The following is a 22,697-nucleotide window of genomic DNA, read 5'->3' on the forward strand; positions in this document are numbered from 1 at the left end:
GCCGTGTGAGGTGAAAGTCTCATGCACGCTTGGAGAATGGGAGGGGGAGAAGGTGACTTCTCTCTCGACCCCTAATAGGCACCAGTGGCTTTGTACGGGTCATCGCCCCGGAACGTGCCTCGGAGATTGCAGGAATTTGAAACTATGGTAGACAAACGTCGTGCCGCGATCGGTGTGGTTCTGGTCTTATGCGTGATCGCTCTCGTGGGATTTTCGATGGGACCGCTGCTGGCGGGGTTATTCAATCCCACTGCGTCAGAGTCCGAACCCAGTATCACCCCCACCCCCACCGCCGACACCGCCCAACTCAGCCAGTTGGAAGATCAGGCGAGGGGTTACGAAATGGTTTTGCAGCGGGAACCGGAGAATGAGACGGCGTTGCGGGGATTTCTCCAGGCCAAATTTGAATTGATCCGCCAGGGACGGGGGGAAGTGAAGGATGTGGTGGAACCGCTGCGGACACTCTCCGAATTGAACCCGGACGAGGCGGAGTACGGGATTTTGTTGGCCCAGTCCCAGGAGTACAGCGGCGACCCGGAGGGCGCGGCCCAAAGTTACCGGAAAATTTTGGAACGGCAACCCGGACAGATCCAGGCCTTGCAGGGGTTGACCAACCTGCTGCTGTCCCAGAACCGGCCCGAGGCGGCGATCGGATTGTTGGAGGATACGCTGCAGGCGGCGCCCCAGGCCAACCAAGCCCAGCCCGGAAGTATCGACGAAACCTCGATCCAGTTGATTTTGGGTCAGGTGTACGCCCAACAGGAACGCTACGAGGAGGCGATCGCGATCTACGACGAGGCGATCAAAAATAGCAGCGAGGACTTCCGCCCGGTTTTGGCTAAGGCGATGATCCTCAAACAGCAGGGCAACACGGAAGAGGCCGAACCCCTGTTCGCTAAGGCCACGGATCTGGCGCCGGCCGGGTTCAAGGATCAAATTCAGATGCAGGCCGGAATGACGCCGGTGCCCGATACCTACGGGGAGTCCCCGGAAGGGGAGGCGGGAACTGAGGGGATGGAAACCGAAGGGACTGAACCCACTCAGGAGTAAATTGTCGCGTTATTATTATTGATGCTAATTCCACACCTGGCGTTTCAATTTACATCCCCCGGCCCGATTTTAATCGAACTCGGCCCGATCGCGATCCGTTGGTACGGTTTATTAATTGCTTCTGCGGTTTTGATCGGGGTGACGCTGTCTCAATATCTCGCCAAACGGCGAAATGTCGATCCCGAATTGCTCGGCGATTTGGCGATCTGGCTGGTGGTCGGTGCGATTCCCTGTGCGAGGCTGTATTACGTCGCGTTTCAGTGGGAAAATTACGCCGACAATCCGGCGAGTGCGATCGCGATTTGGAAGGGGGGAATCGCCATCCACGGGGCGATTATCGGCGGTATCATTGCGGCTTTGATTTTTGCCAAAATTAACAAAATTTCCTTTTGGCAACTGGCCGATCTGGTCGCGCCGTCGCTGATTTTGGGGCAGGCGATCGGCCGGTGGGGAAACTTTTTCAATTCCGAAGCCTTCGGCGCTCCCACGGATCTGCCCTGGAAACTTTACATCCCCCCGCAAAATCGCCCGCCGGGACTGATAGAGTACGAATATTTTCACCCCACTTTTCTTTATGAATCCCTGTGGAATTTGCTGGTTTTCGGATTGTTAATGACCCTGTTTTTTCGGGGACTGAAGGGGAAGCCGAAACTCAAATTGGGGACGATTTTCTTAGTTTATTTGGCCGCTTACAGTGGGGGGCGTATTTGGATCGAGGGATTGAGAACCGACAGTTTGATGTTGGGGCCGGTCCGCATCGCCCAATTGGTGAGTCTGGGCGGTATTATTTTAGGTGTAGCCGGACTCAGTTGGCTGTATTTGTTTAAGCGATCGCTCCCCGACGTGGTGTCCGCCTCCGAACGGCAAAGCGGCGATCGCGCCGACTCGAAAACGCCATAAAAAAAATGCCCCGAAATCACTTCCGGGGCATCCATCAGGGTGCATCTACACTTTCTGTATTCCTGTCTCTCGGGGGTGCGATCCGGAATGAATTGAAAATTTTCGGCGTCTGCCATCTGGAACCGGCCCGGGCCGGGGTAAACTTGTGGAATGGTGTGATTGCTCCCCTGCGAGTGCTCACCAACTCCCCCAAACTTTCGAGCAGCTAGTTGGGAGCGATCGCCGGTTTTTTGTGATCCCTTTGACGCGATCGCCTGTTTGGTGATGTCCGTTTTGGGCGATCGCCCGTTTTTTGTCGTCCCTGTGATGCGATCGCCTGATAGTTTTTGCTCGTCACTGTTTGTGGAGTATACTAAAGCCGCAAATGAACCAAAACGGTCTAGTCGGGTGGGTTAGGCGCGGCAGTAATTTTTCGGAAAAACCCACAACTTTTCATCCGCGCCGTCACCCACCATTTCCGTTTTAATGCACAGTTTGAGCAGAAACAGTCCACTAGCAAGCGCGATCGCACTTTTGAAAACAATTAATACACCCAGACCCATCGAACGAGTCCGGTGATCGATGATGAGATCGAAAGGTTGGCAGAAAAGAAGCGATCGCACCAACCCCCCCTGACAAAGGGGGGGGTGGGGGGGATGGGGGCTGGGGGGGATCGATATTAAACCTGAATTTTGGGTTCGGAAGCCGGACGGATTTCGCTGCGGACTTCGTAAAATGAAGTCATGGGTGCTTTGGCGAAAAGCGGAGTCATTTTGTCCAAAATAGCCTGGTAAGACTCATCTTGGTTGGCTTCCATGTCCTCGATATTTTCCCAGAAAATGATCGCGATCCCGCGATCGGTGCCCGGTTCTTGCAATAGATAAGATCCCTTGAAACCGGTGGTGTAGGTCGAGACGGCCTGTTGAAACAGTTCCCGGGCTTCTTCAAATTTGCCCGGTTTGAATTCGCCGATCGCGATGTAGGCATATTTGTGCCGAAGAAAATCAAAAAATTCAGACATAACTGACCACCCGTCATGCGTTTAGATGATTGGATTGCCCGGAAGAGACTCATCCCCATTTATTGTTGCTTCCCTCTATTGCCGATCCGATCTACCTGGGGCTCGAATCGCAGACGCTGGGGGACAATCTCTGGCGCGGATGCTAGGAATAAATGCTTACCACTTAATTCCTTTAAATCACCCTATCCCATTTGAGGACAGAATGCAATCGGAGTGGCGGATAATTTTTTTCAAAAGTGCCGAAGCTGAAGATCGGCGTTAAAAAATTGCCGACAAATGCCGCCGGTCAACAGCCAAGTTGTCAGCAAATCGGCCAAAACTACGGCGAATAGAATCAGTATTTGATAAGAAACGGCATCCAAGGGTTCAATTCCGGCCAATAGCTGGCCGGTGAGAATTCCCGGCAGGGTCACGGCCCCGGCGATCGCCATCGCGTTGAGGGTGGGGGTTAACCCGGCCCGGACGGCATCCCGGCGGTAGGAAGCGATCGCCTGTTCGGGAGTCGCCCCCAAACTGAGGTGGGTTTCGATTTCGATTTGGCAGGCGTTGAGGGTTTTGACCAACTGTTCCCCGGCCACCATCGCCGCGTTGAGACTGCCGGCCAAAATGGCGGCGGCCACGGGGACCCAATATTGGGGGGAATAGATGGGATCGGGTTGGATGACGATGGCGACCAGATACAGCGAAATCGCCCCGGTGCCGACGAGCACGGACCCCCACACCCACAAGAACAGCCGGGGAATTGTGCGGCCGATGCGGTTGCGGACGACCACCGCCACCAGGGAAATCATGGCCAAAATGACGGCGATCGTCAGCAAGGGGTGGATGCCGGCGGGGTCGAAGACCACGGCGAAGACGTAGCCGACGACGGCCAACTGCGCGATCGCCCGCAGTCCCGACCCGGCCAACTGTCGGACGATCCCCAACCGCCAGTAAGCCGACAGCGCCATCGTCGCGACGGCCAGTCCGAGTACCAGCAGCAAGTCTGTAAAATCTAAAGGAACCAAAATTCTGTTCGGCGACGAATTATCAATTTAATTTTAAGTGGTGTGAGCAGCGTGAATTCAATTCCCCCCCTCGATTTAACCCGACAGTACGAAACCATCCGCGATCGCGTCAATGCCGCCGTGCTGGACATCCTGGCTTCGGGACGCTACATCGGCGGATCTGCCGTAGACCGTTTTGAGGAACGGTTCGCCGAGTATATCGGGGTCCCGGAAGCGGTGAGTTGCAACTCCGGGACCGATGCGTTATTTCTGGCGCTGCGGGCCTTGGACATCGGCCCGGGCGATCGCGTGATCACGACTTCTTTTTCATTTATCGCCACCTCGGAAGTGATAACGGCGGTGGGGGCGACTCCGGTGTTCGTGGATATCGACCCCGAGACGTTCAATTTGGATCTCGATCGAGTGGAAGCGGCCGTCACCCCCGACACCCGGGCGATCGTGCCGGTCCACCTGTTCGGCCGGCCCGTGGATATGACCGGGCTGATGGCGATCGCGCGAAAACACAATTTAATTGTCATCGAAGATTGTGCCCAGGCGACCGGGGCGACGTGGGAGGGCAAAAAAGTGGGCAGTTTCGGAGATTTCGGCTGTTTCAGTTTCTTCCCGACCAAAAATTTGGGCGCCTGCGGGGACGGCGGCGCCGTGACGACTTCCGACCGGGCTTTGGCGGAGAAAATCCGGGTGTTGAAAAATCACGGCCAGGCCGGACGCTACAACTCGGAGGTGTTGGGAATCAACAGCCGGTTGGATGCGGTGCAGGCGGCGATTTTGAACGTCAAACTCGACGATCTCGATGGCTGGAACGACCGGAGGCGGGCGATCGCAAACCGTTACGGCCAAATGTTGGAAGCCGTCCCCGGCGTGATTCCCCCCCGGGACTGTGCGGGGGGCCGCAGCGTTTGGAACCAGTACACGATCCGGGTCGAGGGGGGCGCGAGGGGGGAGTCCCGGCGCGATCGCCTGCGGGCAGACCTGCAAAAACGGGGGGTGAGTACGATGGTTTATTATCCCCTTCCCCTGCACCTGCAAGGGGTGCACCGGGACTTGGGTTATCGAAAGGGGCAACTTCCCATCTCCGAACAAATCGGCAACCAAGTCTTATCTTTGCCCATGTTTCCCGAACTTTCCGAAGAACAGCAGGATCGCGTCGTCTACAGTCTCAAGGATTGTCTCGAATCTGTGGCGATCGGGTGAGACAAATCGTCGTGTAGTTTTGTATACTATACTTAACAAAATGATAAAAAACATAACGAACCGACGGCAGGGATCGGGCGTTCCCCCCCGCGATCGCACTTTCCCGCGCCATTCACCCATAACAAACTCACCGTTTAAGAGGACAGACAAGGAGTGAATCCCCACCAATCAACCTCCAGACGAGTTTACGATCCCGAAACCATTGCCGACCATTACCGCCGTCGCCCCTGGCAGGCACTCTGGCGAGTCATCACGGTCATCTGGTTCTTCTCCGGGTTCATCATCGGCTTAATCTGGGATCAGTGGCGACATCGGGGGGTAACGGAAACTCCCAAACGGGCCTCCCAACTGCGGCACGTTCTGACCCGCCTCGGCCCCACCTACATCAAAGTCGGACAGGCCCTCTCGACCCGCCCCGACCTGATTCGGAAAGACTTTTTGGAGGAACTGACGAAACTGCAGGATCAGCTTCCCCCCTTCGACACCCGAATCGCGATGGCGATTCTGGAAAAAGAACTCGATCGCGATCTCGATGCGGTTTTCAGCCAGATTTCCCCCCAACCCGTCGCCGCCGCCAGCTTGGGGCAGGTCTACAAAGCCCGACTCAATACCGGCGAAGAAGTGGCGGTCAAAGTCCAGCGGCCCAATTTGCTGCCCATGTTGACCCTCGACCTGTATTTGATGCGGTTGGGCGCCCGCTGGTTCGCGCCGATTCTCCCCCTCAATTTAGGTCACGATCTCACCCTGATCGTGGATGAATTCGGCGTCAAATTATTTGAAGAAATCGACTATATCAACGAGGGACGCAACGCCGAACGGTTCGCCACCTATTTCGACGGCGACCCGACCATCAAAGTCCCGTCGATTTACTGGAAATACACCTCCACCCGCGTCCTCGTCCTGGAGTGGATCGACGGGTTCAAACTCACCGATATCGACAGCATCGAAGCGGCGGGTTTGGATATGGATTCGCTGATTCTCGTCGGCGTCACCAGCGGGTTGAGGCAACTGCTCGAATTCGGGTTTTTCCACGCCGACCCCCACCCCGGCAACTTATTCGCCATGGCGGACGGCCGGATGGCGTTTATCGACTTCGGGATGATGGACCAGTTGAACCAGCAGACCAAAGAAACCCTGGTCGATTCGGTGGTCCACCTGATCAACAAAGATTACACCGAGTTGGCCGGCGACTTCGTGAGGTTGGGCTTTCTGACGCCGGACACGGACATCCGCCCCATCATTCCCGCCCTGGAGACGGTGATGGGGGATATCATCGGCGAGAGCGTCCGGGATTTCAACTTCAAAACCATCACGGACAGTTTCTCGGAATTGATGTACGATTACCCATTCCGAGTCCCGGCGAAATTCGCCCTGATCATCCGATCGCTGGTGACGCAGGAGGGGATCGCCCTGAGTTTGAATCCGGACTTCAAAATTGTCGAGGTCGCCTATCCCTACGTCGCCCGCCGCCTGTTGAAGGGAGAGACCCCGGCCCTGCGGCGGCGGCTGATCGAAGTGCTCTTCAAAGACGGGCGTTTCCAGTGGCAGCGGTTGGAAAACATGATCGCGATCGCCCAGGCGGACGGCAATTTCGACATCCTCCCGACGGCACAACTGGGGTTGCAATACCTGCTTTCAGAAGAGGGAAATTTCCTCCGCCGCCAGATCGTCCTGGCGCTGACGGAAGACGATCGCCTGCACACCGAAGAAGTGCAACGGCTGTGGGGGTTGATACAACAGGATCTGAAGCCGAGTCGCCTGTTTGACGCGGCTTTGGGGGCGCTGACGGAGTTTTCCACCGCCCAAGTCGCCGCCCTCAGAACCGAGTAAAGAGCTTCTCAAATTTCTGGAAGACTGAACTTTAGCAAAGACCCAAATTTTGGGTCTTTTGTTATGATGTCGGAGACTTTCCAGTTCCATGAGTTCTCGGACGACTGGAACGGAAAAACGGGCATCGCTCGGGGTTGAACAAGGATTTTGAACTTTATGCGTATTCTGATTTACTCCTACAACTATTATCCAGAGCCAATCGGTATCGCGCCTTTGATGACGGAATTGGCCGAAGGTTTCGTCCGCCGGGGCCACGAGGTGCGAGTGGTGACGGGGATGCCCAACTACCCGGAGCGATTGATTTATCCCGCCTACCGGGGCAAACTCTACCACACGGAAACGATCAACGGGGTGACGGTGCAGCGGAGCTTTCTGTGGGCGAACGGTCCGAATCCCGGGTTTAAAGACCGGTTGCTCCTCGACGCCAGCTTTGTCGTCACCAGTCTGGTGCAGTTGTTCAAGGGGTGGAAGCCGGACGCGATTTTTTCCAGCTTGCCCCCCCTGCTGGCCTGTTTTCCGGTGGCGTTGTACGCCGGGGTGAATGGCGTCCCGGTGGTGACGAACGTGCAGGATATCGTCTCCGAGGCGGCCGTGGGCACGGATTTGATTGATAAAGGGAGTGCGATCGCCCGCATTGCCGACGGGTTGGAAAAGTTTTCCTACTCCATTTCCACCCGCATCACCGTGATCGCCGACAAGTTCATCGAAAAATTGGTCGCACAGGGGGTCCCCCGGGAAAAAATCGTTCACATTCCCAATTGGGTGGACACGAACTTCATCCGGCCGCAGCCCCGGGAAAATAATTCCTTTCGGAAAAAACACGGACTCGAAGATCAATTTGTCGTCCTCTATTCCGGCAATATCGCCCGCACCCAAGGCTTGGAAACGGCGGTCGAGGCGGCGGTTCACCTGCAACACGTCCCCGAAATTAAGATAGTTATCGTCGGAGAAGAAAATGCCTTGAATCGCCTGCGAAAACATGGCTCGGCTTGCGGGGTCAATAACGTCCTGTTCCTGCCGTTCATCCCCCGGGAAGAACTGCCGGAAATGTTAGCCGCGGCTGACATCAGTTTGGTGATGCAAAAACGCAGCGTCACCGCCTTTAATATGCCCTCCAAAATTCCCGGGTTGCTCTCGAGTGGGCGCCCCATTATCGCCTCGGTTCCCCCGCAGGGGACGGCGGAAACAGCCGTCGGCATGAGCGGGGGCGGGATCGTCGTCCCGCCGGAAACTCCCGAGGCCCTCGCCGGAGCTATTTTGGACTTGTATCACCATCCGGAAAAAATGGATGCGATCGCCGACCAGGGACGAAAGTATGCCCTAGAAAACTACAAGTTCGAGGTCATTTTAGATCGGTACGAAGCCCTGTTTTCGGAAATTAGCGAACGGGGAAATCCGGTTTTAGCCCCTCAGAGTACCAACAAAGTTTGACGCAATTGAGTTTAGTTTTTCTGCGAATTTTGCCAGGACTCGTAATCCCGTCGCAGTCGGTTGGGAAGCCGGGAGGGGTTTTGGATCTGAACCTGTTCGGGACGGTAATATAACATCGCCGCCATCAGGTAATGGATGGAACGGGGTGCATCTAAACCCTGTCGCAAATAAGTCGCCAAGGTTTGCAGAAAGTCCCATTCTTGTTGGGTGAGTCGTTCGTTTTGAAGGCGACTGTGAAGCAGCGCTCGGAAGGCGTCTCCCATGTCGCGATCGTAGGTCGTCTCCAATATTTCTTCGGGCAAATTCAGCCAAAAGTGGGCGATTTGCCACCGCAGTTGTCGCAGTTCCGCCGCGATGTCGGCATCTGTCGGATCGATTTGAAACAATTTCGCACAGCCACGCGCCCGATTGATCAATTGGGAATTTTCGAGTGGCATCGCCTCCGGTGGAAGTTCCTCGGCTTTTCCGGGTGTCGGCTGCTGTTGGGCGGTGACGGCTCGTTGAATTTGGGCGATCGCTTCGGAATTCTCAAAAATTCGCTGATAATCCGGGTACAGCCACCCCGGCAGGCGCTTGAGGGCATCCCGCACGAACATTTTACCGGGCTGAGAGTACAGCATCACCACCATCAGGCTGTTGATAGAATTGGGTTTGGCCAACCCCGTCGCCACTTTGGCGAGTTGGTTCACCAACACCTGTTCGGAGTCGGTGAGGGGTTCTTTCTGAATGCCACGATTGAGGAGAATTTGATAACCTTTGCCGATGGGTTGTTGATAGAGAGTTTCGAGTTTTTCCGGCGGCTGATTCAGCCAATATTCGGCCATCACCCGCCGGGTGTGGCGCAATTTTTCCACCACTTCCCGATTCGTCGGATCGAGATCGTACAAGTTCACCCAGTCCACCAATTCGGCTAAAAATTGTTGGCGGACGGCGGGTTTTTCCAACGCCGTCGCCTCCTCCTGTCGCCGGCGGAGTTGGAACAGTTGGGCAAAAACGGCCCCCATTTTGACGGCGTGGGCGCGACTGTCGAGAAATTCTGGATTGGCCGCCATTTGTTCGCGGATTTCTTGGCTTTTGCGCTGCCGGCCCCCGACGTCCGTCGCCAATTGAACTGCGGCATCGATGTAAGCTGGTTCGCTGGCGGGAATGGGTTCGTTGGGAAGCAGCGATCGCACCATCGCCGCCCCCATCCGCGATCGCAAGGTGTTCCCCTCCCACACCACCACCGGCAACCCCACTTCTAGGGGATCGACGAGGGAAGTCGTCCCGGCGTAGGGGAAAGAGTCGAGGTAAATATCCCCCAATTGCAACACGGCTTTGACTTGGGCGCGGTTGGGAAGTGCCCCGAGTATTTTCAACCGTTTCGGATCGATATTGTGGCGGTTGAGGAGGGCTTGCATTTGCTGCCGAAATGCCACTTCCGGATATTGGTGCGTCCAACTGGCGCCGAAGGGCAACACCAGCAAATTTGAATGGGGCACCGCCGCCAAAATTTTCACCCAAGTTTCCCGCAACTCGGGCGTCAGTTTGTACAAATTCGCGCCGGAAACAAATGCGATCGCGTCGTCGGGAATTCCCAACTGTTGCCGTTGGGGAGGCGGGGCGCTTTTTTGCGGTTCGACGGTGTAGCTGAAACAGCAACCCGCCCCCGGAATTTTGACCAGTTTTTCTCGATAGTGGTCACTTCCATTTTTCGGCAATTCCATCAATTCCCCGGCGATGTAAAAGTCGATATTTTTGAAGCCGGTGGTGACGGGGGAATTGAAACAGGTGAGTTGCACCCGCGCCAGCCGGTGACAGGCGATCAAGGTGATTTCGTGGGTGACGGCGGTGACGTTTGTCCCCACCAATAAAACGTCTAATTCGTCCCCGCGAATGGCGGTGACTTGTGCCATCAGGGAACCGGAGAGTTGGACGAATTTATCGGCGCGATCGCGGCAGTATTGTTCCACCGAATTGCCGTCGGTTTGCAGGGCGTACAGCACCACTTCAAACTGTCCCCGATGCAAATATTCAAAGGCGGGGAGGGTGGCGAATGTCTCGGTCATCGGCCCGAAATGCTTGCTCAAAATGCCGACGCGAATTTTTTGGCGCTCGGCCGATCGCTGAGGGATTTCCCAGTCAATTTGAGCGCCCCGACTCCGCAACGCGAACTCGATGATATCCCCCCGCAGGGTGTAAATTTCTTTGAGGTTTTCGGTATTAAAATACAGGCTAATGACGCGGCAGTGGATCGTCACAAACCAGGCGATATTTTTCCAGTTTTGGGAGTCTTTGTTTGCGAAAATTGAGCGGTGTAAATATCGCAGCAATCCCAGGAAATACTGGCGGTAGCCATCGGCTTCTCCCACTTCCTGGAAGAATTCGGGGTTGGAGAGGAGAAAATCCAAATAGTCCGCCGCCAGCCATTGGGGGAGCGCCAACTTTTCGTAGGGAATGGAAAGTTGGTGGGGCCAGAAGTACAGCATCGCCGCGATCGCCGTCCCGTGGGAATAGTTATCCGCGATCGCCGTTTGCAGGGTGCGGCCGTACTGGATTTCTGACTCGGTTTTGACTTCCTGTTTGATGCCACTTTTTAACAGCAGTTTGTGCGCCTTACCTGGCGCCCCGGCGCGGGCACTTTCGAGGCTTTCGGGTTCGCAATTCCACCAGAATTCCGCCAACTCCCGGCGCAACTGTCGCAGTCGATCCAAAACGGTGCGATCGCCACTTCCCCGGTTGTAGCGCTCCACCAAATCGGTGACATCCGCCAAAAATTGGTCGGGATTTGATACAATATTGGAAGCGGATCGAACGGGGTGGATGACGATGCCCCGCTCCTGCAAAATCTGCGCCGCGGCTCCCACTTCCTCCGGCGTATATAAGTTGGGGTGGAGGGCGATAATTTTGGCTTTTTGGACGGCGAGGGTTTCGCGATCGCCGAGTAAGTTTTGCAGCCGGGAACCGTCGCCATATTGGCGGTAATACAAATAGGGTTTGGGGAGGCGATATCCCCGCCAGCCACTTTCGTAAGCCGCCACCCAGAATTCCCAGTCTTCGAGTCCCGCCTCCATCTCCGTTTTTAAACCGCCGATGCGATCGCAAATCGATCGCCGAAATAGGGACGTGATGCTGGCTTGATTGGACCGCAGCAGCCGACTCGGATCGAAATCCCCGTCGGTTTTGACTCCCTGTTGAGTTCCGAAATATTCGATATCGGTGTAGACGAACCCGACATCCGGTTTTTGTTGCAAAATTTCCAGGGTTTCCGCCAGAAAATTGGGGTGCAACTTGTCGTCCGCATCCAAAAATAACAGGTAATTTCCCCGCGCCTGACTCAAGCCTAGATTTCGCGCCGCGACGACACCTTTATTGTCTTGATTGATGAGTTTTAAAGCGCGATCGCGGTGCAGTTCGATCAGCAATTCAGCCACAACGGGTGTCCCGTCGGAACTGCCATCATTGACGATGATACATTCCCAGTCGGCGATCGTTTGCGCCAAAAGACTATCGACGGCTTCCTTGAGATAATTCGCCTGATTGTAGCAGGGAATGATAATCGAAATTTGGGGAGTTGTGGGAGTGCCTGCACGCATAGAATCGAGTTCGCTTGGGGAAACGGGAACCGGAACGGAAGTTTTCGGCTGAATGCCGCGCTGAGAAATGCCGTATTCGTGCCAAATCTGGCGCACTTCCTGAACCATTGTCGGCGATGTCTTTTCTAAACCCTGGGGATGTTCGTAGTATAACCCAAAAACCTGCGGTAATTTCACAATTTTTTCTGTTTTGCCAACCCGCAGCCAGAATTCGTAATCCCCGGCGACCTCAAATTCCGAACGGAAATCGCCATATTTTTCGTGAAGGGATTTCCGCCACATCGGCTGGGGGCCTAAAATGCAGCGACGCTCCAGTTCTTCATAACTAAATTCCGGCCAATTCCAGCGCCGGTTCGCTTGAGTGTTATCAAAGGTTTCGTTGGCGTTTTGGGTGATGAGTTGATCGCCGTAAACGATCGCGACATTCTGATTTTTATCCAAATAATCCGCCATCACTTCCAACGCATCTTTTCGGTGGCGATCGTCGGTGTTGGCGTTAGTGATATAATCTCCTTTTGCCAACGCGATCGCCCGATTCCAAGCCGCGTAGAGGGTTTCCCGATTTTCGGTTTGGTGATAAACAATCTGGGGGTATTGGCTCTGAAATTCCGAGACAATTTGCTTTTCGTTCTGCTCCGACTTGCTGTCGATAATGATAATTTCCAATTCCCCCTTTTGAGACAGGGTTTGATTCGTCAAGTCTTCCAAACATCCCCGCAGGAATTTCTCGGAGTTGTAAGTCGAAACAATCGCAGAAACTCGGGGATATAATCGAGAGTTTGATTTTATTTGAGCCGCTTTTTGGAGCAAGGCATTGCCGACCGTTTTTCCCATTTTAGACCAAGAAAACTGTCGCGATTGCTCTAAACCTGCGACAATAAGTTTCTGTCGAATGTCGGATTTTTGAACATCGATTAAGGCTTGAACGAGACGGTCAATATCGCGATCGCCGACATAAATAGCGGCTTCCCCGGCTACTTCTAAAAGGGAACTGTTGGGACAAGTAATCACCGGACACCCACAAGCCATTGCCTCTGCGATCGGCATCCCAAATCCTTCATATTTGGACGGATAAACCAAGGCGATCGCACTAGAATATGCCACTTTGAGTTCCGCGTCACTCAATGTTAAGATTTTAACGCTACGTTCAGAAACAAATTGTGCCAATCCCTTTTCCAGCGTCGGTTTTCCGCCGACACAAACAATTTCTAAATCTCGGTTATTAGCCAGACGCGAAAACGCTTGAAAAAATAAAATTGTGTTTTTGGCATTTTTCCAACCCACCCGTTCACCAACGATCAGAAAATAGGATTTTGACAGACCGTACTTGCATCTAAAATTAGCCTTCTCTTCATCGGAAGCCGGAGAAAATTGGCTTTCGACTCCACAATGAGCGATCGTTACGGAATCAGGCGAAATTTGCGGGAAATATCGAATTAAATCGCGAGCCGTATTTTCTGATATTGTCAGATAAGAAACTGCTCGCCGAATTCCCTCATGTTTTTCTCGCCATTCCGGACAGTTGAGATTTTGTCCGAAGACTTCCGGAATCATATCGTAAGCCATCAATACCGACGGGGTAGAAACCGGAGTCGTATAATAAGTTGAAATAAACAGATCGGCTTTTTGTTCATCACAAACTCGCTGTAACATTTGCCGATCGCGCTCCGTGTCGTTAGAATTGTATCGCGGAATTGTTCGATATCGAATTCCGGGAATCTTGGGGGTGGTTCCCTCCCGATCTAAAACTAGAATATGGCTGGCAAAACCATCGGCAACCCACGCCGAAAAGAGCGAACGCCAGACCCTAGCGATCCCCGTATTGTTCAATTGAAAGAAAACGCCGTCAACCAATATTTGGAAGGATTTATTTTGACGATCAGCAGCTTTTTTGGCAAGGGAAATTTCTCGGAGATAGTCGGCTTCGGTTCGCCGTCCGGACTGTGAGCTGTGCTTGACCTGACATGATTGATAAAATAAATGGGGTGAAATTACTTTTTCTGTCAGCAGATGTAGAGAATTTCCATAGGTGTACAAATTCAATCCGAACCGCTCGGCGATGATGGATAAGGCTTTCTTTGTATAAATCGAAATATGCTGACCTTCCGACAATGCATAGTACCACCAATCTTTGGGTTTAGGATTATTCTCCGGCAGCAGTTGGGTACTGAAAAATAGGCTGCGAGAAAATTTGAGAATTTTTTCGATTTCTTCTCGGGGATTGACCAAGTGTTCCAAGACTTCAAAAGCCGTGACTAAATCATAGTTATCGTCGGAATTTTCCCCGACTTCAAACCCTTGATAAAATAGGTTTTGACAATAGCGATCGCACCCGTAAAAATCGAATCCAGATTCTCGCATCAGTCGGACAAACAAACCGTAACCGCAACCATAATCGAGAAATTTGCCGCGACGATCAAACAAGTTGACAATTAAGTTTTCCGCGATTTGGGAAAATTCCAGATTGCGGGCGACCAATCCCACGTCACTATCCGCGATCGGTTCTGCATAAGCTTCGGCTAACCAATCGGGATCTTCCGTTTGAACAAAACCACAGTTGATACACTGAAAATAATCGACATCATATTTGTTTAAAATTTGCGCGCGATCGAAGAATTGGGAGGTGGAACCGCAAACCTTACAGGTGGTATTTTTGCCAATCATAGACATCGCATTCTGCTGTCCAGAAAACATGATTTTTTCTGTAAATTCATCGGCTTTTAGGTGGGCTTTAACCGCCTGCGGATGCCGCATTGGAAATGTCATCGTTCCCGTTTCCATATGGGCAAATTGACTCGGCTCGGGTGTGTGGGTCGCCCCCCGATCAAAACCGATATTGGAAACCAAATTGACCTCGGGTAAAATGGTTAAACCATTACGACTCCAGCAGGTCAATGTCCAAACATAAGCCCAGGAGTTAAAACCCCGATAATTATTTTCAAAAATATTCGACCAATATTTGACGGCTTCGGGTTCGGAAAAAAGGGTTTCCAGCCACCGACTGTCCCTCAGTTGCGGCCAGGAACTCATGGAGTCGTCGTACTGTTGCCAAGCTCGACGCCAGGTCGCCCAACCCCAGCAGTGGGGGTATCGAGAAAAATAATAACTATCCGCCGTGTATCGTCGCCCGAATTGGAAATTATCTCCGGAGATCGCCATCACCCTCGGATCGCGATCGTACCGCTTCAACAGTTCCTCGCAAAAGGGAAAAAACGTCAGATCCGGGATGCAGTCGTCTTCCAAAATGACCGCCGATTCCACCCGTTCAAATGCCCAATTTAAACCGCTCGAAATCCGTTGCCGGCATCCCAAATTGACCGCGGAATAATTCCTCAAAATTTCGCAGTCCCAGTTCGCCTGTTCGACAATTTGTCGCGCCGCCTGACAGCGCTCCCGATCCGACGGGCGATCGCTCCGGGGGCCGTCCGCAATCACCAACAATTGACGCGGTTTGACCTGCCGGATCGCCTCAAATACTCGTGCCGTGGTTTGAGGACGATTATAGATAATAAAAATAACCGGAGTTTCCATCACAATAATTAAATCGAATCATCGCAGCGATTGTGAGCTTCAGCATATCCCAAAGAAATTCCCAAACAGGAGCTTCTGGCGCTGGGCAACGGGGCATTTTTTAAAAAGCTGTCATCTCGAAAGAAAATTGACGTGCAGGTTTTATAAGTTTGAGTCGCGACGAGTCCGAAAAAATCGATCCGTTTGAACCCGCCGTTCATCAGATGTTCGATGCCCCGATCGTAGATGTACCGATCAGTATTGTCAAAAATGATAAATCCCGTCGGTTTCAATTTAGAAATGCTGTGCATCGCGCACCGATTGCGGTTGATGCCGTCCACGACGACAACATCAAAGCTACAGTCAGGATAATCCCAGATTTTAGCCGCATATTTCTCCTCATCTTCGATCAAGAAAATCGCAGCGTTCGCCATCAGCCGATCGCGCAACTTTCCGTACCAATTCGGATCGCTTTCCACCGCGATCGTCCGTGCCACCCGCGCCGCATACCATTGGGTCGAGTATCCACTTCCGTATTCAAAAACCTGAAAATCCGGTTTCAAATGATTTTCGACAAATTCGATCGCGGGATAATTATACCAAGGAATCGGTTGTAATGCCCCGTTGACAGGTTCCTGACCTTTGAGAGACTGTACCCATCCCGATGTCTCCAAATAATTCAAATTGGGTTGCGTCGCCCCCTCCGGCAAATAACGGCGGGTTTCGAGTTCCCGAATTTGTCGGCGACAGCGATTCACCTCACTCAGACACCCTCGCCGGTGATACAACGCCTCTAAACAGAGATAAACATCAATGGCATCGGGTTGCAGTTGCAAGACTTGTTCGTAAGCCCGGATCGCCTTTTCAGCCTGATTTCCAGCTTGTAACGCTTGACCGAGAATGCGATAAGCCCCGGCACAGTCCGGTTGAGACTTGATCGCCTCGTGACAAATTGCGATCGCCGATTCCAACTTTCCCGCCGCCAGATCCGCTTTCGCCCGGGCATTAAGTTGCGAAACCCCCGCATCTGCCGGAGGGCGGTCGATATCGCGATGAACAGGATTCCCCATGAGTCACTATATATTAAGGTCGGATGTCGAGGCTCAAGCTTCGGTCAGCAAAGGAAATAATAATACATCATCAACCGCCCCTGTGCTCCCCCTGCTCCCCCTGCTCCCCCTGCTCCCCATCCCCCCGACCCCCCCAGCCTTTCTGAAAAATACGTTAAGATTGGTAAACAATAATATAAAGGTACCAGATCCTCTGGTAGCGACAAAGAATCGATAGGAGGACAGACGCCGGTGAATAAACGGTGGAGAAATGCGGGCTTATATGCACTGCTGGCCATTGTCGTCATTGCTTTGGCAACGGCATTATTCGATAAACAGCCCCAAACTCGGGAAACCTGGAAATACAGCACGTTCGTCCAGGAAGTCCAACAGGATCGGGTCGAGCGAGTGAGCATCAGTGCCGATCGCAGCAAAGCGCTCGTTACGGCCCAAGACGGCTCCAAAGTGTTGGTCAACCTGCCCAACGACCCCGATTTGATTAACATTCTGACCCAAAACAACGTCGATATTTCCGTCCTGCCCCAGAGCGACGAGGGATTCTGGTTCAAAGCATTGAGCGGCCTTTTCTTCCCGGTTTTGCTGCTGGTGGGACTCTTCTTCCTGTTGCGCCGCGCCCAAAGCGGCCCGGGCAGCCAAGCCATGAACTTCGGCAAATCTAAGGCCCGGGTGCAGATGGAACCCCAAACCCAAGTCACCTTCGGGGATGTGGCCGGCATCGAACAGGCCAAACTCGAACTCAGCGAAGTCGTAGACTTCCTCAAAAACGCCGATCGCTTCACCGCCATCGGTGCCAAAATCCCCAAGGGCGTGCTGCTGGTGGGTCCCCCCGGAACCGGTAAAACCCTGCTGGCCAAAGCCGTCGCCGGAGAGGCGGGCGTGCCCTTCTTCAGCATCTCCGGTTCCGAATTCGTGGAAATGTTCGTCGGCGTCGGCGCCTCCCGGGTCCGCGACCTATTCGAGCAGGCCAAAGCCAACGCCCCCTGTATCGTGTTCATCGACGAAATCGACGCCGTGGGCCGCCAGCGGGGTGCGGGCCTCGGCGGGGGCAACGACGAGCGGGAACAGACCCTCAACCAGCTACTCACCGAAATGGATGGCTTTGAGGGCAACACCGGCATCATTATTATTGCCGCCACCAACCGCCCCGACGTCCTCGACAGCGCCCTGATGCGCCCCGGACGCTTCGATCGCCAGGTGGTCGTCGATCGCCCCGACTACGCCGGACGCTCCGAAATCCTCAACGTCCACGCCCGCGGCAAGACCCTCGCCAAAGATGTAGACCTCGACAAGATCGCCCGCCGCACCCCCGGTTTCACCGGCGCCGATTTGTCGAACCTGCTCAACGAAGCGGCCATCCTCGCCGCCCGCCGCAACCTGACCGAAATTTCGATGGATGAAGTCAACGACGCCATCGATCGCGTCCTGGCCGGTCCCGAGAAAAAAGATCGGGTGATGAGCGAAAAACGCAAAACCCTGGTCGCCTTCCACGAAGCCGGTCACGCTTTGGTTGGTGCCCTGATGCCGGATTACGACCCGGTGCAGAAAATCAGCATCATCCCCCGGGGCCGCGCCGGCGGACTGACCTGGTTCATGCCCAGCGAAGACCGCATGGATTCCGGACTCTACAGCCGGTCTTACCTGCACAACCAAATGGCGGTCGCCCTCGGCGGTCGTCTGGCCGAAGAACTCGTCTTCGGGGAGGAAGAAGTGACCACCGGCGCCTCCAACGACCTCCAGCAGGTGACTCGGGTGGCCCGCCAGATGATCACCCGCTTCGGGATGAGCGATCGCCTCGGACCCGTCGCCCTCGGCCGCCAGCAGGGCAACGTCTTCCTCGGCCGGGACATCATGTCCGAGCGGGACTTCTCCGAAGAAACCGCCGCGGCCATCGACGAAGAAGTTCGGGCTCTGGTGGAATCGGCCTATTCCCGCGCTCGCCAGGTGTTGGAAGAAAACCGCCCCGTCTTGGATAAGTTGGCGGAAATGCTGATCGAGAAAGAGACGGTGGACGCCGAAGAATTGCAAGATTTGTTGGCATCCAGCGACGTGAAAATGGCCGCGATCGCCTAATATCAGATCCGGTTATTTACCCGACAAACTTTTTGAGTCGGGTGTAGGGTGTAGGGTGTAGGGTGTAGGGTTTTCCTCTTTCCCTCCAGCCCTCTCGATGTCCGAGTCTTTGACCGGATTTGATATAACGATCCGTTTCATTTTCATCAATATGGGGCCATCCGTTTCATCGGGTGGCTCTTTTTTTGCGATCGCGACAACTGTTCAAAAATCGGCGGGGAATCTCCACGCGATCGCCCCAGTGCAAATGAAGGTAAGATGCGTGCAAGTTGGGGTAATTGTTCCAGCCTTCGGTTTCCAGATCGCGATCGCTCCCGTAGCGACACATCTGATAGGGGGACGTATCCGATGTTGTCGAAATGTGGGAATGGTGAAATTGGTGGCCGCAGACGGTTTCCCCGGCGGCGAACAGGGGCGTTTCCCGCAACACTTCGGCTTGGTAATAACCCAGCGTCAGCCGTTTTTCCATAATCGCCCCGGCGGGTAAAATCCCCGCCATCGGCCAGCTTTTGCCTTGGAAATCGACAATGCGATCGCACAAATACATCAACCCCCCGCATTCGGCGTAGGTGGGGATGCCGGATTGAATGAGCGATCGCACATTTTGCAACGTTTCCCGATTCCGACTCAACCCTTCGGCGAAGACTTCCGGAAATCCGCCCCCGAAATAGAAGCCGTCGATGTCCGCCGGAACCGCATCTGTGAGGGGACTCCAAAACACCAGTTCCGCCCCCAATTCCCGCAAACTATCCAGATTGTCGGCGTAGTAAAAACTGAAAGCCGCATCCCGGGCGATCGCAATTCGGATACCGGAAAATGGAGCTCCCCTCCGATCTCCCCCCTTACAAAGGGGGGCCGGGGGGGATGGGGCGGGGGGGGGATCGCCAATGGGGGACCGGGGGGATGTCGTTTCCGCCGACAACAGTGGCAACAACCGTTCCCAATCGAAACAGCGTCCCGCCAACGCCGCCAGCCGCCCCAGGAGTGCGTCGAGTTCCGGGAGCTCCTCAGCGGGGACCAAACCCAGATGGCGATCGGGGATTTTGATATGATCCTGGCGGCGGACGACGCCCAAAATCGGCAAATCGAGCGGTTCGATCGCCGCTTTGAGTAAATCCAGATGGCGATCGCTCCCGACGCGGTTGAGGACGATTCCCGCAAATTTGAGGTGGGGATAAAGGGTCGAAAAACCGTGGGCGATGGCCGCGGCGGAACCGGAGAGGCGGGCACAGTCGATCGCCAAAATGATCGGCAAATCCAACAACTCGGCGACGTGGGCCGTGGATGCGATCGGGACCTTTCCCCCGCCAACGGGAAGGCCGTCAAAGAGCCCCATCACCCCCTCAATTAACCCCAATTGTCCCCGCCGGAGGTGGCGGGAAAAACAGCGTCTGACGTAATCCTCCGAAGTCAGGATCGGGTCGAGGTTGCGACAGGGTTTCCCGGTGACATATTCGTGAAACATGGGGTCGATGTAATCCGGCCCCACTTTGAAAGACTGAACGTCAAATTGTCGGGATTTCAAATAGGCCAGGAGACAGAGGGTGAGGGTCGTCTTGCCCACACCGCTGCGCTCTCCCGCAATTATGACAGTCATGGATGGCAGGGACAACAACTAATCATCGTCAATTATCAATGATCAATTGTCAATGATCAATTATTCCCCGCGCGATCGTCCCGGCCACAAAAAAAGACGGCCCGAACTATCGCTTCGGTTTGGTTTTCACGCTCACCGGACCGTTGACTTGGGTCTGGCAAGCCAAACGATAATTGTCGGGCTTTTTCTTGAGAATGCGTTCCTCGACCGGGGTTTTGGGGGAGAGATTGTCCATCCCTTCCACCACTTCCACGATGCAGGTGCCGCATTGGCCGTAGCCGCCGCAGTTCATCAATTTTCCCTTAAGCGTATACAGATCCACTTGATTTTCCAGGGCTTTGAGTCGGAGATTGGCCCCATCTGCGGCAATTACTTCGCGATTCTCGTTGACAAAATTGATATTAGCCATTACGAATTCCTAAATGGATCGACATCGGTCTTCAAAAAAACTTGGGGACATCCTCCAGACGCTCACGACTCAGAGCGACAAAAACCGGAGGCGTCGCGGGCTCCGTTAAAAATGTTAACAAACTGTTTTGACTTTTTGTCTTTTCCTGTCGGATGAGTCCGGTTGTGAAGGGAGTTGAGATGCACCCGTCCATTTCTTAGGGTCGATCCTGTAGGATGCTTCCCGGCAGGTTGCTCACCGCCCGCCGCAGTTGGGCCAAGGCGCGGTTGTAACCGATGATCGCCTGCAACAACTGGTTTTGGGCGCGGGTGAGGCTAGTTTCCTGGTTGATCACGTCTGTCTGAGTTCCCACCCCAGCCTGGAATCGCAGTCGGGCCAGGCGCAGAGCTTCCGTAGCTTCCTCGACACCCAAATTCGCCACCCCGATATTTTCAAAACTGGCCTGTAGGTCATAAAATGACTCCTCGATATTGCGGCGGATCTGGTTGCGGGTCTGGGAAAATTGCTCTTCGGCGATCGCGATACCGAGCTCTTGCTGTCTGGCTCTCGCTTTGGCCGCGCCGCCGTCGAAGAAATTCCACTGCAACTGAAGTTGGACGCTGTAGCCGTCCGCCCAACCCTGGTTCGCGAAGGGGCTCGCATCGTCGGAAAGCAGTCCGAGGACGTTGTAGCTGGCCGCCGCCGTCAAGTTAGGCCGGGTGGCGGCGAGGGCCTGCTGCCGCCGCTCCTCGGCGACGTTGCGGGCAATGAGTTGCTGTTCGAGTTCCGGGCGATTTTTGTAAGCCAGGACAATCGTCTCGTCGAGGGTAAACTCCCACGTCCCCGCCAGGGCGATGGGGTCCGCGGCTACCAAATTGGCGTTCTGACTCACATTGACCAGAACAGACAAATTTCGCCGTGCCGTTTTCTGGTTGCTGATGGCATTGGTCAGATCCTGCTGGCTACTCGCCAGGGTGACGCGGGCCTGCAGGACTTCAAATCGGGTCCCCACCCCCGCCCGTTCCAGGGCTTCGGCATCCTCCAAACTTTTTTGGGCGTTTCGCACGGCGGCACGTTGAATTTCCACCGTGGCATCCGCGGCCTGGAGGGTGTAGTAGGTGTCCGTCACGTTCAGATAGGTCTCTTCGACCACCCGCTCCAGCTCCAATTCTGCCGCCCGCAATTGTTCCTCGGCCTCCCGAATTCGCGCCCCCCGCGCCCCGCTCAACCCGAAGTCGTATTGGATTTGAAGGGAGTTGTCGAAGCTGGTGCTGCCGAAGGGGATGGCAAATGGGCTTTGATCTTGGATATCTTGGCCGGCCGCTGCGGCTTTGCGACGCTCGTTGCGAATCCGGCGGTTCTGCGCCCGGGTGGAGATGGTCGTTGACGCACTCTCGGAGCGGACCAAGCTGGAGGTAAACGACAGGCTGGGATACAGTTCCGCCTGGGCGACCCGCAGGTTGGCGAGGCTCTGGTCAACTTGGAGTTGCAAAACGGCAATTTCTTCGTTGTTGCGCCGCGCCAGGTCGAGGGCTTGCTCCAGTGTGATGGGGACCGTTTCTTGAATTTCCACCTGGTCCGGCTGGGTGGGAAAGTAGAGCGGGTTGCTGCTCGGAAACAGGATCGCCGGCGGATCGGTTCGCAAGGTTCCGTCCGGGTAGGGTTGGGGATAGGGTTCCGTCGGCGGGGTCAGATCCGGGACTTGCAGGGCGGGCTGGGCCACCTGGGCTAACAGCACTGGTTCCGCCAGAATGTTGTCGATCGCCGCTTCGGGTTGTCCGATACCGCCGAAGTCCGTTTGCACATAGCCCGTGCCTAGACTCAGGGCCGATCCTCTTTGAAAGGGGAGTTCGTCTGCGGGAGCCAACAGCTCGGCCTCGGTCTCAAAGGTGCGGGCGATCGCTTCAGTTTGTAGCGCCCCCCTCCAGTCCGGTCGGGCATCGAGTCGGGGCGGAGTCGGGGCTGGGTGAGGCCCGGCCGGCTCCTCGATCGCTGCCGACGGCGCGGGTGAGGCCGCCGCTTGACTCGGCGGCTTCGGGGCGGAGTCGGCCTGGGGACGGGGCGGCGCCGGCGGG

The 22,697-nt window shown here is 54.7% G+C and carries 15 protein-coding genes; 7 read left to right on the forward strand and 8 right to left on the reverse strand.

Going from position 1 to position 22,697, the window contains the following annotated elements:
- Positions 1–144: 144 nt before the first annotated feature.
- The 3 genes from AC0QHF_RS13990 to AC0QHF_RS14000 are packed head-to-tail and all read left to right on the forward strand — an operon-like array spanning position 145 to position 2,159.
- Positions 145–1,050: a tetratricopeptide repeat protein gene (locus AC0QHF_RS13990; RefSeq protein WP_324704836.1), complete on the forward strand. Its 906-nt coding sequence runs from the start codon at positions 145–147 to the stop codon at positions 1,048–1,050.
- A gap of 21 nt (positions 1,051–1,071) precedes the next feature.
- A complete protein-coding gene (gene lgt, locus AC0QHF_RS13995; protein WP_324704837.1) occupies positions 1,072–1,950 on the forward strand; it encodes a prolipoprotein diacylglyceryl transferase in 879 nt (292 codons plus the stop codon).
- 5 nt (positions 1,951–1,955) lie between these two features.
- Entirely contained in the window at positions 1,956–2,159 is a 204-nt protein-coding gene (locus tag AC0QHF_RS14000; RefSeq protein ID WP_324704838.1) for a hypothetical protein, read from the forward strand.
- A gap of 183 nt (positions 2,160–2,342) precedes the next feature.
- Here AC0QHF_RS14000 and AC0QHF_RS14005 read toward each other — a convergent pair whose 3' ends face one another.
- From AC0QHF_RS14005 to AC0QHF_RS14015, 3 genes are all read right to left on the reverse strand, one after another.
- Positions 2,343–2,492 carry a hypothetical protein gene (locus AC0QHF_RS14005; protein ID WP_324704839.1) on the reverse strand — a complete coding sequence of 50 codons (150 nt, stop codon included), beginning with the start codon at positions 2,490–2,492 and terminating at the stop codon, positions 2,343–2,345.
- Between the two features lie 116 nt (positions 2,493–2,608).
- Entirely contained in the window at positions 2,609–2,950 is a 342-nt protein-coding gene (locus AC0QHF_RS14010; RefSeq protein WP_324704840.1) for an antibiotic biosynthesis monooxygenase family protein, read from the reverse strand.
- Positions 2,951–3,180: 230 nt separating this feature from the next.
- Positions 3,181–3,957 (reverse strand): ABC transporter permease, encoded by a 777-nt coding sequence (locus AC0QHF_RS14015; RefSeq protein WP_324704841.1) that lies wholly within the window; start codon positions 3,955–3,957, stop codon positions 3,181–3,183.
- Between the two features lie 51 nt (positions 3,958–4,008).
- Between AC0QHF_RS14015 and AC0QHF_RS14020 the strand changes: the two genes are divergently transcribed.
- The 3 genes from AC0QHF_RS14020 to AC0QHF_RS14030 all read left to right on the forward strand — a co-directional run bounded on the left by AC0QHF_RS14020 (position 4,009) and on the right by AC0QHF_RS14030 (position 8,412).
- The gene (locus tag AC0QHF_RS14020; RefSeq protein WP_324704842.1) at positions 4,009–5,151 is read left to right on the forward strand and encodes a DegT/DnrJ/EryC1/StrS family aminotransferase; all 1,143 of its coding nucleotides are present in this window, start codon (positions 4,009–4,011) and stop codon (positions 5,149–5,151) included.
- Between the two features lie 153 nt (positions 5,152–5,304).
- Positions 5,305–6,981, forward strand: coding sequence for an ABC1 kinase family protein (locus AC0QHF_RS14025; RefSeq protein ID WP_324704843.1), 1,677 nt, complete (start codon positions 5,305–5,307; stop codon positions 6,979–6,981).
- Between the two features lie 156 nt (positions 6,982–7,137).
- Positions 7,138–8,412 (forward strand): WcaI family glycosyltransferase, encoded by a 1,275-nt coding sequence (locus tag AC0QHF_RS14030; protein WP_324704844.1) that lies wholly within the window; start codon positions 7,138–7,140, stop codon positions 8,410–8,412.
- Between the two features lie 11 nt (positions 8,413–8,423).
- Here AC0QHF_RS14030 and AC0QHF_RS14035 read toward each other — a convergent pair whose 3' ends face one another.
- Together AC0QHF_RS14035 and AC0QHF_RS14040 are read right to left on the reverse strand one after the other, a co-directional pair.
- Entirely contained in the window at positions 8,424–15,518 is a 7,095-nt protein-coding gene (locus tag AC0QHF_RS14035; RefSeq protein WP_324704845.1) for a glycosyltransferase, read from the reverse strand.
- An 8-nt stretch (positions 15,519–15,526) separates the two neighbouring features.
- Positions 15,527–16,567 (reverse strand): tetratricopeptide repeat protein, encoded by a 1,041-nt coding sequence (locus AC0QHF_RS14040; protein ID WP_324704846.1) that lies wholly within the window; start codon positions 16,565–16,567, stop codon positions 15,527–15,529.
- A gap of 231 nt (positions 16,568–16,798) precedes the next feature.
- Between AC0QHF_RS14040 and ftsH3 the strand changes: the two genes are divergently transcribed.
- Positions 16,799–18,637, forward strand: a complete 1,839-nt coding sequence (gene ftsH3 / locus AC0QHF_RS14045; RefSeq protein WP_324704847.1) for an ATP-dependent zinc metalloprotease FtsH3 — start codon at positions 16,799–16,801, stop codon at positions 18,635–18,637.
- A 166-nt stretch (positions 18,638–18,803) separates the two neighbouring features.
- Here the strand turns inward: ftsH3 and AC0QHF_RS14050 are convergent, their stop codons facing one another.
- From AC0QHF_RS14050 to AC0QHF_RS14060, 3 genes are all read right to left on the reverse strand, one after another.
- Entirely contained in the window at positions 18,804–20,234 is a 1,431-nt protein-coding gene (locus AC0QHF_RS14050; RefSeq protein WP_324704848.1) for a cobyrinate a,c-diamide synthase, read from the reverse strand.
- Positions 20,235–20,340: 106 nt separating this feature from the next.
- Positions 20,341–20,643 carry a 2Fe-2S iron-sulfur cluster-binding protein gene (locus AC0QHF_RS14055; protein WP_324704849.1) on the reverse strand — a complete coding sequence of 101 codons (303 nt, stop codon included), beginning with the start codon at positions 20,641–20,643 and terminating at the stop codon, positions 20,341–20,343.
- 196 nt (positions 20,644–20,839) lie between these two features.
- The coding region (locus AC0QHF_RS14060) for a TolC family protein (RefSeq protein ID WP_324704850.1) at positions 20,840–22,697 on the reverse strand (1,858 nt) is incomplete at its 5' end.

The sequence above is a fragment of the Lyngbya sp. CCY1209 genome (assembly GCF_055795065.1).